Here is a 14019-nt window from a genome sequence, read left to right on the forward strand (position 1 = left end):
AATTACAATGCTTAACAGACGGATCTTTATCGGGACTGCCGCGGCCGCCACCGTGGCCCTGTCGGCCCCCCGGGTTCTGGCCCAGACCAAGCCGCGCGTGGTGGTGATCGGCGGCGGCGCGGGGGGCGCAACCGTTGCCCGCTACCTGGCCAAGGACGCGGCCGGCGCGCTGGAGGTGACGCTGATCGAGCCAAACGCCACCTATTACACCTGCTTCTTTTCCAACCTCTACCTCGGCGGCTTCCGGGAGTTTGACAGCCTCGCCCATGGCTATGATGCCATCGCCGCCGGCGGCGTGACCGTGGTGCAGGACATGGCGGCGGGGGTGGACCCCGCGGCCCGCACCGTCACCCTCGCTGGGGGCGGGGTGCTGCCCTATGACCGGCTGGTGATCTCGCCGGGCATCGATTTCGTGGATGGCAGCGTGCCGGGCTGGAGCCTCGAGGCCGCCGAGATCATGCCCCATGCCTACAAGGCCGGCCCGCAGACCCAGCTGCTGAAGGCGCAGATCGAGGCGATGCCGCAGGGGGGCCTGTTCTGCATGGTCGCCCCGCCGAACCCCTATCGCTGCCCGCCCGGCCCCTATGAGCGGGTGTCGATGGTCGCGCATATGCTGACGCAGATGAATCCGACCGCCAAGATCCTGGTGCTGGACCCCAAGGACAAGTATTCCAAGCAGGCCCTGTTCGAGGAGGGCTGGCAGAAGCACTATTCGGGCATGGTCGAGTGGATCGGCCCCGACATGGGCGGCAATGTCGTCGAGGTCCGCCCCGAGAGCATGGAAGTGCTGATCGACGGCGAGGCGCAGAAGGTCGATGTCTGCAACGTCATCCCCGGCCAGATGGCGGGCGCCATTGCGGCGGCGGCGGGTGTGACCGACGCCACCGGCTGGGCGCCGGTCGATCCGGCGACGATGCAGGCGAAGGCCGATCCGAACATCTGGGTTCTTGGCGATGCCAGCGCGCAGGGCGACATGCCGAAATCGGCCTTTTCCGCCAACAGCCAGGCCAAGGTCGCGGCGATGGCGATCCGGGCAGAGCTGACCGGATCGAAGCAGTTCCCGGCCAAATACTCCAACACCTGCTGGTCGCTGATCGCGCCCGAGGATGGGGTGAAGGTCGGCGCGTCTTATGAGCCGACGCCGGAAAAGATCGCCAGCGTCGAGAGTTTCATCAGCCAGACCGGCGAGGATGCGGCCCTGCGCAAGGCGACCTACGAGGAAAGCCTTGGCTGGTACGAAGGCATCACCGCCGACATGTTCGGCTGAACGCTTGGGCCGGGGCCTTGCGCCCCGGCCCTTCCCCAAGGGAGAGAGACATGACCATCACCCGCCGCACCCTGCTGACCTCGGCCACCGCTGCCGGCCTGTTGCCGCTGCTGCCCCGCCGCAACTGGGCCAGCTCGACGCTGGCGCTTGGCCCCATGCAGATCGACACGCTGTCGGACGGGCATCTGGTGCTGCCCGGCGATTTCATCCTTGGCGGGATGCCGCAGGCCGAGATGCAGGACATCCTGACCCGCCATGCGCTGCCGACCGACCGGCTGGAGCCGCCCTGCAACGTGACGCTGCTGCGGGATGGTACCCATACCGTGCTGTTCGACGTGGGCGCCGGCCCCGATTTCATGCCCACCGCCGGCAAGCTGGCCGAGGCGATGGACGCGCTTGGCCTGACGGCGGAAGAGGTGACGCATGTCGCCTTTACCCACGGCCATCCCGATCACCTGTGGGGGCTGCTCGACGAGTTCGACGAGCCGCTGTTCCCGAATGCCACCTACCTGATGGGGCAGGCAGAGTTCGACTACTGGACCGACCCCGCCACCGTGGACAGCATCGGCGCCGAGCGCATGAGCTTCGCCGTGGGCGCGGCGCGGCGACTCGAGGTGCTGGCGGACAGCATCACCCTGATCGGCGATGGCGAGGAGATCCTGCCCGGCATCGCCGCGCGGCTGACCCCCGGCCATACGCCGGGACATATGGCGTTCGAGTTGCGCGGCGGAAGTGACTCGGTGATGGTGGTGGGCGACGCGCTTGGCAACCACCACGTCGCCTTCGAGCAGCCGGGCTGGCGCTCCGGCTCGGATCAGGACGCCGAGACGGCCGCCGCCACGCGTGGCCAGTTGCTGGACCAGATCGCGGCAGGGCAGATGCGGCTGATCGGCTTTCACTTGCCGGGGGGCGGCATCGGCCATGCCGAACGGCAAGGCGACAGCTACCGTTTCGTGGAGGAGGCATGATGCGCCGCCTTGCCCTGATCGCCCTGATGGCGGGCCCCGCCTTCGCGTCGGAGGACATTCCCGACCAATATCCCGGCTCGGTGCTCTACGCCAAGCCGGTGGAGGTGGCGCCGGGCGTGTATTCGGCCATCGGCGCCACCGCGCCGCCGACCTATGAAAACGCCGGGCACAACAACAACCTCAGCTTCATCGTGACCGGGGACGGGGTGGTGGTGGTCAATTCCGGCGCATCGTTCCTGCTGGCCAAGGCCCTGCATGAGGAAATCCGCGCCGTGACCGATCAGCCGGTGCGGCTGGTTATCGTGGAGAACGGGCAGGGCCATGCGATGCTGGGCAACGGCTACTGGACCGCGCAGGGCGTGCCGGTGCTGGCCCATGTCGATGCCGCCGAAGAGTTTGCCGATGGCAACGGGCAGGATCTCGCCTCGCTGCAATCCTACGCGCGCGAGAATGCGGAAGGCACGGTGCCCACGGCCCCGACCGAGACCTTCGAGGACCGGCGCGAGATCGTGATGGGCGATACCCACATCGAGGTGCTGCACCTTGGCCCCGCGCACAGCCCCGGCGATACGCAGGTCTGGCTGCCCGATCAGGGCGTGATGATCGCCGGCGACATCGCCTTTCACGAAAGGATGCCGCCGATCTTCGAGGGCACCTGCACGCTTTGCTGGATCGAGACCTGGGAGACGGCCTTCATGCCGCTGGACCCGGCGCTGGTGATCCCCGGCCACGGGCACCCGACCGACCTGGCCGAGGTCACGCATGAGACGCGTGACTACCTTGTGGACCTGCGCGCCAAGATCGGCGCGCATCTGGAGGCGGGGGGCGACCTGGCGGGGGCCTATTACGTCGATCAGTCTGAGTGGGCCTATCTCGATACCTTCGAGGAACTGGCGACGAAGAATGCCGGCGTGGTCTTTGCCGAAATGGAGTTCGAGTAGGCTCAGGCCGGCGCGGCTGCGCCCCGCGGCTCCAGCAGCCGGTCGGTCGCCATGCCGCCGATCCACATGCAGAGCAGCGCCAGCCAGGCGGTGCCGACAAAGATCGACCCGCCGGTGACGCCGGCGCCGATGGTGCAGCCGCCGGCGAGCATCCCGCCAAAGCCCATCAGCACCGCGCCGGCCATCGACCGGCGCATGGTGGCGGCGTCGTCAAAGCCCTGAAGCCGCAGCTCTCCCTTCAGCGCCGCGGACAGGAAGGCGCCGAGGAACACGCCGGGCACAAGGCCGACATCGAATTCCAGCACCGGCGCGGGGATCAGGAAGAACATCAGCGTGTTGGCGGACGGGCCGGTGAAGGTGGCCGAGGTCACCGCCATCGGCTCGAAGCTCGATTGCGCCAGGGTCCAGGTCAGCACCCAGCCAAGCGCCACCGCAAAGCCGACGCCCGAGGCGAAGACCATCTGCCGGACACCGACCTTGTTGCGCCAGGACAGCACCAGCGCGAAGGCCGAGAGCAGCAGGCCAAGCGCAAGGCCCGCGCCGCCCGGCAGGCCAAGGACCGCCAGCAGATCGACATTGCGCCCGCCCGGGGTGACGGCCAGCCCGGCCAGATATTCGCGGACCGGGGCGAGCCAGCCATGCAGGCTCATCTGCGCGACGACGGCGAAGATCAGGCCGGACACGACGGAGCGCAGGTTGCCGGTGGCGGCCAGCACCAGCAGGCGCCCGGAACAGCCGCGCGCCATCACCATGCCGGCGCCGAACATCAGGCCCCCGATGATGGCACCGGACCAGGACCCGGCGACCGCCATCATCCGCGCGTCGGTCGCCCGGAACAGGCCGAGAACCTGCGCGCCCTGCACCCAGGCCATCGCGGTCGAGAAGGTGAGGAACCAGACGGTGACCTTGGGGCCAAGACTGCCGCGGGCGAATTCCACCGCAGCGGCGCGCAGGCAGAAGGAGGATCGCTGCGCGGCAATGCCGAACACGGCGCCGGTCAGCAGCCCGAACAGCGCCGCGGTGGGGCCTTCGCCAAGCCGGTCGATAAGGGGTATGATGTCCATGCGCGCCTCCCTGCGGGCAAAGATGCCGCAGGGAGGTGCAATTTTCCTTGATCTGGGTCAGGTCAAGGTCGGGTCACTCGGCGGCGGCACGCTCTTCCGCCGTCTCGCGCCGCGCAGTGACATCGGCCGTGGTGACCGCATCGGCGCTGTTGGACCAGGCGCTGCGCAGGAAGGTCGCCAGTTCCGCCACCTCTTCATCCGACAGGCGATGGCCGAAGTCCGGCATCCGCAGCGAATAGGGGCGCACGGTGGTCGAGGGAACTTCCGCCCCGTTCAGGATCGTGTCGATCAGTCCGGTGGCAGAGGGGGCGGTCACCAGAGGGTTGCCGTCCAGTTCCGGGAACACCTGATCGGCGCCGCGGCCATCGACGAAGTGGCAGGCGTTGCAGTTGTCGAGGTAGAGCCGCGGGCCAAGCGCCATCCCCGGTTCGGCAGCGGTCAGCACCGCCTGAGTGCCGCCGGCCGACGGGTCGAGCCGGTCTGCGGTGCGGGGCGGATCGACCGGCGGGGCGTTGTCGCCAGCCGCCGGGTCCCCCAGGGCGCGCAGATAGGCGACCACTGCGTCCAGATCCTCGTTGGTGAAGTATTGCAGCGAATCGCGCACCACCAGCTGCATCTCGCCATTGACGCCGGCATGGTTGTTGCGGCCCGAGGCGAGGTAGAGCTTCAGATCCTCGGCCGACCAGTTGCGGATGGCGCTGTCCGGCCCGCGCAGCGGCGGCGCGGTCCAGCCGTCGATCTCGCCGCCCATCAGGAAATCGCCGTCCATCGCGGTATAGCCCGCCTCGCCCATCACCAGGTTGCGCGGGGTGTGGCAGGCGCCGCAATGGCCCGGCGCCTCGACCAGGTAGGCACCGCGGTCATAGGCTGCATCGCCGGTGGACGAAAGCTCGCCGGGCTCGCTCAGGGCCGCCCATTTCCAGGTGCGGATGCCCCAGCGTTGGTTGAACGGGAAGGGCAGGGCGGTTTCCGGCCCGGCATTGCTGACCGGCTCCACCTCGTCCATGAAGAAGGCATAGAGCGCGCGGACGTCTGCTTCCGACATCTTGCGATAGTTCGCATAGGGCATGGCGGGATAAAGATGCGCGCCATCCTGGCGGATCCCGTCATAAAGCGCGGCGCGGAACTCATCGAGGCTGTAGCTGCCGATGCCTGTGTCCTCGTCGGGCGTGATGTTGGTGGAATAGATCGTGCCGAGCGGGCTTTCGATCTTGCGGCCCCCGGCGAAGGGCACGCCGCCCTCGGCGGTGTGGCAGGCGGAGCAATCGGCCAGCCGCATCGCATATTCGCCCGAACCTTCGGGCGGGGTATAGTCCTCGGGCAAGGCGGCCAGCGCCGGCGTGGTGCGGACCGGCATGAAGAGGATGGCGGCCAGAACGACAAGGCCCAGAAGCACGAGGCCGGTGAGGATGCGCAGGAAGGTGATCATGATTGCGTCTCCTCAGACCAGGGGCCGGGGGTTGGGCAGGTAGTCCCTGGTGATCGCATCGGCGGCCCAATAGGCCAAGGCTCCCACCACCCCGGTCGGGTTGTACTGGATGTTCTGCGGGAAGGCCGCGGCCCCCAGCGAGAACAGGTTGTGCTGACCCCAAGCCTGCAGGTAGCGGTTCACGACTGATGTGTTCGGATCATCGCCCATGATCGCGCCGCCCACATTGTGCGTGGTCTGGTAGGGCCGCACGTCATACTGCGCGCCCTCGCCCTTGTAGGAGGATTGCCATGTGTCGGGGTTCATCGACTCGGCAATCGGCTCGATCTTGCTGCGCATGAACTGCGTCATGCGGATGTCGTTCGGCTTCCAGTTGAAGGTCATCCGCATCAGCGGGCGGCCATGCCGGTCGGTATAGGTGGGATCGAGGTCGAGGTAGCAATCGCGGTAGGCCATGTTCGACCCATGCGAGCCGATGGACATGGAGTGGCCATACCATTCGGTGATCGCGGTCTTCCACTCCTCGCCCCAGCTTGCCGTGCCCGAGGGCAGCCCGATGCCGCGGATCGGCTGGCCATTGGTGACTCCGGCGGTGATGTAGCTGCCGCCGATGAAGCCCTCGGCCGCGAAGTCGATCTGGTTGATGGCGAAATCATCCATCGACATGCCGTTGGCACCCGCGCCGATGAACGGGTTGAACAGCTTGTCCTTGAAGAACAGCGTGGTGCCGCCGTTCATCTGATAGGCATAGTTCTTGCCGGTGACGCCCTCGCCCGTCGCCGGGTTGTAGGGCTCGCCGATGCCCGACAGCAGCATCAGGTGGACGTTGTGCAGGGAATAGGCGCAGAGCATCACGATGTCTGCGGGCTGGAACACCTCTTCCTGCGCTTCCTCGTCCCAATAGGTCACGCCGGTCGCCGTTTGCCGGTCTTCGGCCAGATCGACGCGCAGCACCTCGGAATTGGTGCGGTAGCTGAAGTTCGGCATCCGGCGCAGCGCATCGAGGATACAGGTTTGCGGCGAGGCCTTGGAGTAGTTCAGGCAGCCATAGCGCTCGCAAAAGCCGCAATAGTTGCAGGGGCCAAGCTGCATCCCGTATTCGTTGGTCCAGACGCCCGAGGCATTGGCGGCCGGGCGCGGGAACGGGTGGTAGCCCATGGCGCGGGCCGCGTCGGCAAAAAGCGTGGCGTCATAGGTCTGCTTCAGCGGCGGCAGCGGGAAGTCGCGGCTGCGCGGCGCCTCGAACGGGTTGCCGCCCTCGATGATCTGGCCATTGACGTTGCCGGCCTGGCCCGACAGGCCAAGCATGTATTCGAAGCGGTCGAAATGCGGCTCCAGCTCGGCATAGGTCACGCCCCAGTCCTGGATCGTCATGTCCTCGGGGATGATGTCGGCGCCAAAGTTGTCCTCGACATAGCTGCGCAAGATGAATTCATTCTCCATCGCGCGCCAGTTGTGGCCGTTCCAGTGGATGCCGGCGCCGCCGACGCCGTCGCCGGGCAGAAAAGACCCCAGCTGCCGGTAAGGCAGCGCGGTTTCCTGCAAGGTGCGGCGGATGGTGACGGTGGAGTTGCGGGGCTTTTGCATGAAGCCGAAGCGCACCCCGTATTTCAGCTCGTCGATGACATCGGGGTAGCGGAAGTCCGGCACGGTATAGCGGTCAGCCCCGCGCTCCAGCGCCAGAACCTCCAGCCCCTGCTTGGCCATCTCGATCCCCATGATCGAGCCGGTCCAGCCAAGGCCGACGATGACGACGTCTTTTTTCGGTTCGGTTCTTGCCATGGTCAGCCCCTCTCGCCGGAAATCGCCACCGGCCCCAGCGGGTAGGGCACATTGTGCTTGTCCACCCATTCCAGAAAGCTCGCCCGCGCGCCGGGGAAGCCGATATGGGTCCAGCCGGCCATGCGGTGGTTGCCGCCGTATTTCGGGTCGGCGAAGAAGCCTTCCTTGGTGTTCTGCAGCAGCAGATCGAACAGGCCGCGCAGTTCGGGCGGCAGCGGCACCTCGTCTTCGCTCAGCGCCGTCATGACCTCTTGTTGCGTCTGGGGCAGCAGGTCGGCAAACGGGGCCTCATGCGTCTGCTCGCACCAGGCATTCACCGCGGCGATCCCCTCGCGGTAGATCTCGGCCGGGGTCAGCGGCGATTGCCAACCCAGCAGGGGATCGGCATCAGCAATATGGGGGCCGGCCATGTACCAGTCATCCGCGCTGCCAAATCCGCTGGCCAGTTGCAGGTCGATGAACACCGGCACCCGCGCCTCGATGGCGCCCGGGGTTGGGCCCGAGGGGATCAGCAGCGCGGTGGCCGACATCACGAACTGCCATTCTTCGGCTGTGAAATATTCGGGCGCGTAGTTTTCCAGCGGCTCCGGCTCGGGCGATTGCGCGTGAAGCGGCACGGCCATTGCTGTCAGCGCGGCGGCACCGGCGCCGCCTCCCAAGAATCCGCGGCGGGTTGTCTTCCAGTCTGGCAATGGCATCTGTGGGTCCTCGATCTTGTCCGTGGCTGTCAGGGGAACACGCGTTCCCAGGCGCTGCTGCGGCAGCGCGGATCATCCCGGATTGAGGAAGGGCAGGGCGGGGAAGGGCAGCGACAGGCGATGCACCGGCGGCCGTGAGGGACCCGGATGGGGCGCACCGCAAGCCATGGTTGCGGGCCGTGCTGTCGCGTGCTGCATCCTGCGGACTCCCGCCTTGTTCACGGGGTCAACGAGGCAGTTGCGGGATCGTTCCGCAAAAAGTGACTGCGGGATGCGGAACCGCTATGCGGGCTACTCGGCCGCGTGGCGCAGATCGCCGCCTTTGGCCGGGGCGCCGCCGGTTTCCAGCTTGTCGAGCCGGGACGCCAGCGCCTTCAGGTCGGCATCGGTGCGGGCCGGGTCGGGCGCCTCCGGCTCCTCCTCCTTCTTGCCGACGAGCCCGCCAAACAGCCGACCCAGCAGCCAGGAGATATCATCCATGATCAGGAAGAACGAGGGCACGATCACCAGGCTCAGCACGGTGGACACGATGATGCCGCCGATCACCGCCGTCGCCATCGGCGCGCGGAACGACCCACCCTCGCCCACGCCAAGCGCCGAGGGCAGCATCCCGGCCGACATGGCGATCGAGGTCATCACGATCGGCTGCGCGCGCTTGCGCCCGGCCTCGACCATCGCGTCGAAACGGTTCATCCCCTGCGCCCGCATCTCGATGGCGAAATCCACCAGCAGGATGGCGTTCTTGGTCACGATCCCCATCAGCATCAGGATGCCGATCAGCACCGGCATCGACACCGGGCTGCCGGTGACGATCAGCGCCGCCGCGACCCCGCCGATGGCGAGGGGGAGCGAGAACAGGATGGTGAAGGGCTGGATCACGCTTTTGAACAGCAAGATCAGCACCGTCAGCACCAGCATCAGCCCCAGGATCATCGCGTTGCCAAAGCTTGCGACCAGCTCCTGCTGCACCTCGGCATCGCCCGATTCCGCGATCCGCGCCCCCACCGGCAGCTCCACCCCCGCCGCGATCTCGCGGAAGCGGGCGCTGGCGGTATCCAGCGCCACGCCCTCGGGCAGGTTGGCGCCGATGGTGGCGCGCCGCTCGCGGTTCAGGCGGTTGATGGCGCTTGGCCCCTGCGACACGGTGATGTCGGCCACCGCGTTCAACGGCACGCTGCCACCCGCGGCGGTGGGCACCCGCAGCGCGCCGATGCTGGCCAGATCGTCCTTGATCCGGTCCGTCAGCTGCACACGCACCGGGATCAGCCGGTCATCGACCGCCACCTTTGCCAGCGCCGCATCATAGTCGCCAATCGTCGCCACCCGCACCGTCTCGGCAATCGCCGCGGTCGAGATGCCAAGCCGCGCCGCCTCGTCGCTGCGCGGGCGGATCTGCACCTCGGGCCGTGGCAGCGCTCCGGTGGCGGCGACATTGGCCAGCAACGGATCGCCGCGCAGCGCGGTTTCCAGCCGGGCGACGGCGATGTTGAGGTCAGCCTCGTTCTGGGCCAGCACCGAGAAGGTCAGGTCGCGCTCGCCGCGGTCATTGAGCTTGTAGGTGCGCAGGTCGGGGATGGCGGCCAGTTTGGCGAAGATCTCTGTCTCGATCTCGGCCTGCACGCGGGTGCGGCCATCCGATTGCACCGGCGGGATCATTCGGCCAAGGCCGGGAATGTCATGGCCGATCTCGGCCAGACGGTTCAGCAGCGAATGGTCCAGCCGGTCCAGCAGCACAGAGACGGCGGCGCGGCGGATGTCCATCTCGCCCGTCGGCGAGGAGCCTCCCAGGACGAACACGTCGCGCACGCCTTCGACCTCGGCAATCACCGCGCGCATCGCCTCGGTGCTGCGGTCGGTATCTTCCAGCGAGGATCCGGGCGGCAGTTCGACGCTGATGGAAATGCGGCTGACATCCTCGGGCGGCAGGAAGCTGCCCGGGATCCGCAGCATGAAGAAGATCGACACCGCCAGAACGCCAAGCGCGGCCAGCAGCGTCAGGTAGCGCATCCGCATCGTCGCCTTCACCACGGCGGTATAGCCGCGCATGATCGCGCCCTCGCGGTCGTCGCCGTGATGGGCGTCCGAGGGGCGCATCAGATAGGCGGCCATCATCGGGGTGATCAGCCGCGCCACCAGCAGGGAAAACAGCACCGAAATGGCGACGGTCATCCCGAACTGGCTGAAATACTGCCCCGGAATGCCGGGCATGAAGGACACGGGCACGAAGACCGCCACGATGGTCAGCGTGGTGGCAATCACCGCGAGGCCGATCTCATCCGCAGCGTCTATCGAGGCGCGGTAGGGCGTCTTGCCCATCTGGATATGGCGGGCGATGTTCTCGATCTCGACGATGGCGTCATCGACGAGGATGCCGGTGGCCAGTGTGATGGCGAGGAAGCTGACGAGGTTCAGCGAGAACCCCAGAAGGTCCATCACCCAGAAGGTCGGCACCGCCGACAGCGGCAGCGCCACCGCGGCGATCAGCGTGGCGCGCCAGTTGCGCAGGAAGGCCAGCACCACCAGCACCGCGAGGATCGCGCCCTCGATGAGGGTGTGCAGGGCGGATTCGTAATTGCCATAGGTGTAGTGGACGGTGTCATCGACGGGGGTGATCTGGATGCCCGGGTTCTCGGCGCGCAGGGCGGCGAGGTTTTCCTCCACGATCTCGGCCACGCTGACCTCCGACGCGCCCTTGGCGCGGAACACCGCGAAGGTCACCACCTGCTCGCCGTTGAACCGGCTGAACGAGCGGAGTTCCTCATAGGTATCCACCACTTCGCCAAGGTCCGACACCTTCACGAACCGGCCCGAGGGCAGCGCAATGGTGGTATCTGCCAGCGCCGCCGCGGCCTGTGCATCGCCTAGCAGGCGGATCGCCTGCTCGCCGCCGCCAAGCTCGCTGCGCCCGGCGCCCAGATCGGCATTGGTGGCGCGCAGCTGCTGGCTGACGGTGGCGGCGGTGATGCCGAGGCTGTTCAGCCGCGCGGGGTCCAGCTCCAGCCGGATCTCGCGGTCGGCGCCGCCATAGCGGTCGATGCGGCCCACGCCAACCTGACCTTGCAAGGTGCGTTTCACCCGGTCATCGACGAACCACGAAAGCTCCTCGATGGTCAGGCCCGGCGAGGCGACGGCAAAGGTCATGATCGCCTGCCCCTCCACGTCGATGCGGGTGACGATGGGCGCATCGACATCGCCGGGCAGGTCGCCGAGGATCTGGTCGATGGCGTCCTTGGTGTCCTGCACGGCCTTGTCGGTCGGCACTTCCATGCGGAACTCGACCGAGGTGGTGGACACGCCATCCGACACTGTGGACAGGATGTTCTTCACCCCGGTGATGCCCGCCACGGCATCCTCGATCTCCTTGGTGATCTGGGTTTCCAGTTCGGCCGGGGCGGCTCCGGCTTGCGCCACTGTCACGGCGACCAGCGGCACGTCGATGTTCGGAAAGCGGGTGATGGGCAGCGCGTTGAAGGATTGCCATCCCAGCACCATCAGCAGCACGAAGGCCAGCAGCGGCGCGATGGGGTTGCGGACGGACCAGGCGGAGAAGTTCATCGCGCGCCCCTATTGCGTGGCACGTGCCGGTGCCTCGGCTGGCACCGGGTTGATCCGGTCGCCCGGCCGCACGAAGGCCCCTGCGCGGGCCACGATCACCTCGCCCGCGAACAGGCCCGAGGTGATCTCGATCAGCCCGCCATCGCGGATGCCGGTGGTGACGGGGGCCTGCTCCACCGTGCCGCCTGACGTGACGCGCAGCACTTCGGCGGCGCCCATGGCGGCGACCGGCACCGCCAGCGCCTCGCGTTCAGCCACCAGAACCTCGGCCTCGGCGAACATGCCGGCGCGCAGGCGGTCGGGCATGTCGATGGCGATCCGCACCCGGCCGAGGCGCGAGGCGGTATCGACCGTGGGCTCGACCAGCCGCACCGTGCCGGTGAGCGGCTCGGCGAGCCCCGCAGCGCGCAGGCTGGCCGGTTGCCCCGGCGCCAGCCGCAGCACGTCGCGTTCCGCCACATCGGCGTGCAGCTCCAGCAGGCCATCGCGGATCAGGGTGAACATCGGCTGCCCGGCGGCGCTGGCGATGGCGCCAACCTGCGCGTTGCGGGCGGTGACCAGCCCCGCCACCGGCGCGATGACCAATGTGCGTTGCAGCTGCAGGTCGATATCGGCGATCTGGGCGATGACCTGATCGCGCTGCGCCTCGGCCGCCCGCGCGCCCTGTTCCGCCGCCGTCACCCGCGCCAGCGCCGAGGCCGCCTGCGCATTGGCCTGATCGGCCAGCGCCTGGGTGCCAGAGCCCTGTGCGCGCAGCTGTTCGGCGCGATTGCGAACGCGCACCGCCTCATCCGCCGTGCTTTGCGCCTCGATCTGCTGTGCCTCGGCCTGGGCGATGGCGGCCAGCGCCGCGGCGCGGCTCGCCTCCAGCTGGCCCTTGCGCAGGGTCAGCGCGGTCCCCGAAAGGCGGGCGAGGGGCTGGCCCTTTGCCACGGTGTCGCCCACGTCGACCAGCAGCGCATCAATCGGCTGCCCCTCGATCAGCGGCTGCACCTGAACCACCTCCACCGGGGTGACGAGGCCCGAGGCGATCACCCGGTCGCGCAGCACCGCCGTGCCCACCGTGGCGACGGTGATCGACGGCAGCGCGATCTCGGGGGAAGCCTCTTGCGCCGCGACCGGCAGCACGAACCCGAATGGCAGCAGAGCAAGAACAACAAGGGACAGTCGCGGCATGGGGGGTCCTGGGCAACGGAGGGCGGGCAACGACAGCAAAAAACATCATATAGCGGAGGCGAGCCGATAGTCAGCGGGAATGATTGTCACAGCGTTGCACCGTGCAAGCTTTCTTGTGCCGTATGGTCCCGTGGGCGGGGGCGACGTAGCGTCATCTCGGCATCAGGTTCGGGAATAACGAGTCCCCGCCGGACCCAGCGGCCGGGCAGCTGCGTTGAGGCCGATCTTGCACCCGGAGGATGGCATGGCATCGCGCGCAGTGTGGAAAGGCCAGTTGCGGCTGTCGCTGGTGTCTATCGCGGTGGAGATTCACAGCGCGACGCAGCCCGGGGCGCGGGTCAGCTTCCGCCAGATCCACGGGCCCTCGGGCAAGGCGGTGAAATATGAGAAGACCGTGCCGGGCATGGGGCCGATCGACACCGCCGATATCCTGAAGGGCTATGAGCTGCCGGGGGACGAGTACCTGCTGCTGCAGCCCGAAGAGATCGACGCGATCAAGCTGGAGACGAAGAAGACCTTCGAGCTGGTGCAGTTCGTCGGCGTGGATGAGATCCCGCCGCTGTATTACGACAAGCCCTATTACGTCGTGCCGACCGATGAACTGGCCGAGGATGCCTACCGCGTGGTGCGTGACGCGCTGCGCAAGGCGGGCAAGGTCGGGCTTGGCCAGTTGACCATGCGCGGCAAGGAGGCGCTGTGTGCCATCCGCCCCTGCGGCGACGGGCTGTTGATGGAGACGCTGTATTATGCCGATGAGATCCGGTCTGCCGAACCGCTGTTCTCGCAGATCGAGGATGCGCCGGCGGATGCGGATCTGCTGGCGGTCGCCACCCAGCTGATCGACCGCAAGACAGCCCCCTTCGATGCCAAGGCCTTCAAGGACCATTATGACATCGCCCTGCGCGCCCTGATCGAGGCCAAGCGCAAGAACAAGAAGACCCCGCGTTCGGCCGCGGGCGAGGATGCGGCGCGGCCGAAGGGCGAGAACGTGGTCGACCTGATGGAGGCGCTGCGGCAGAGCCTGAAGGCCAGCGGCGGCAAGGACGAGGGCAAGGCCCCCGCCAGGAAGGCGCCGGCGCGCAAGGCACCCGCGAAACCTGCCGCCAAACCTGCGCGCAAACCCAAGTCGGCCTGACGGC

10 protein-coding genes are annotated in these 14019 nt (G+C 67.5%); 4 read left to right on the forward strand and 6 right to left on the reverse strand.

Annotated elements, in window-relative coordinates; all coding sequences use genetic code 11:
- The first annotated feature begins 7 nt into the window (after positions 1-7).
- From GVY41_RS16280 to GVY41_RS16290, 3 genes are read left to right on the forward strand one after another with little or no spacing between them, the layout of a single operon-like run.
- A complete protein-coding gene (locus GVY41_RS16280; RefSeq protein WP_161348203.1) occupies positions 8-1267 on the forward strand; it encodes an NAD(P)/FAD-dependent oxidoreductase in 1260 nt (419 codons plus the stop codon).
- A gap of 50 nt (positions 1268-1317) precedes the next feature.
- On the forward strand, positions 1318-2235 hold the full coding sequence (locus tag GVY41_RS16285) for an MBL fold metallo-hydrolase (RefSeq protein WP_161348202.1): 918 nt from the start codon (positions 1318-1320) through the stop codon (positions 2233-2235).
- The gene (locus GVY41_RS16290) at positions 2235-3176 is read left to right on the forward strand and encodes an MBL fold metallo-hydrolase (RefSeq protein WP_161348201.1); all 942 of its coding nucleotides are present in this window, start codon (positions 2235-2237) and stop codon (positions 3174-3176) included. The genes GVY41_RS16285 and GVY41_RS16290 overlap by 1 nt, the downstream gene beginning before the upstream one ends.
- 2 nt (positions 3177-3178) lie before the next feature.
- Here the strand turns inward: GVY41_RS16290 and GVY41_RS16295 are convergent, their stop codons facing one another.
- The 6 genes from GVY41_RS16295 to GVY41_RS16320 form a co-directional block, all read right to left on the reverse strand.
- On the reverse strand, positions 3179-4240 hold the full coding sequence (locus GVY41_RS16295) for a YeeE/YedE family protein (RefSeq protein ID WP_161348200.1): 1062 nt from the start codon (positions 4238-4240) through the stop codon (positions 3179-3181).
- A gap of 73 nt (positions 4241-4313) precedes the next feature.
- The gene (locus GVY41_RS16300; protein WP_161348199.1) at positions 4314-5669 is read right to left on the reverse strand and encodes a cytochrome c; all 1356 of its coding nucleotides are present in this window, start codon (positions 5667-5669) and stop codon (positions 4314-4316) included.
- A gap of 12 nt (positions 5670-5681) precedes the next feature.
- Positions 5682-7451 carry a GMC family oxidoreductase gene (locus GVY41_RS16305; protein WP_161348198.1) on the reverse strand — a complete coding sequence of 590 codons (1770 nt, stop codon included), beginning with the start codon at positions 7449-7451 and terminating at the stop codon, positions 5682-5684.
- A 2-nt stretch (positions 7452-7453) separates the two neighbouring features.
- Positions 7454-8149 carry a gluconate 2-dehydrogenase subunit 3 family protein gene (locus GVY41_RS16310; RefSeq protein ID WP_161348197.1) on the reverse strand — a complete coding sequence of 232 codons (696 nt, stop codon included), beginning with the start codon at positions 8147-8149 and terminating at the stop codon, positions 7454-7456.
- Between the two features lie 291 nt (positions 8150-8440).
- Positions 8441-11704: an efflux RND transporter permease subunit gene (locus GVY41_RS16315; protein WP_161348196.1), complete on the reverse strand. Its 3264-nt coding sequence runs from the start codon at positions 11702-11704 to the stop codon at positions 8441-8443.
- A 9-nt stretch (positions 11705-11713) separates the two neighbouring features.
- A complete protein-coding gene (locus GVY41_RS16320) occupies positions 11714-12880 on the reverse strand; it encodes an efflux RND transporter periplasmic adaptor subunit (protein ID WP_161348195.1) in 1167 nt (388 codons plus the stop codon).
- 244 nt (positions 12881-13124) lie between these two features.
- Between GVY41_RS16320 and ku the strand changes: the two genes are divergently transcribed.
- On the forward strand, positions 13125-14015 hold the full coding sequence (gene ku, locus GVY41_RS16325; protein ID WP_161348194.1) for a non-homologous end joining protein Ku: 891 nt from the start codon (positions 13125-13127) through the stop codon (positions 14013-14015).
- Positions 14016-14019 lie beyond the last annotated feature (4 nt).

The sequence above is a fragment of the Frigidibacter albus genome (assembly GCF_009908165.1).
Classification (GTDB): Bacteria; Pseudomonadota; Alphaproteobacteria; order Rhodobacterales; family Rhodobacteraceae; genus Frigidibacter; species Frigidibacter albus.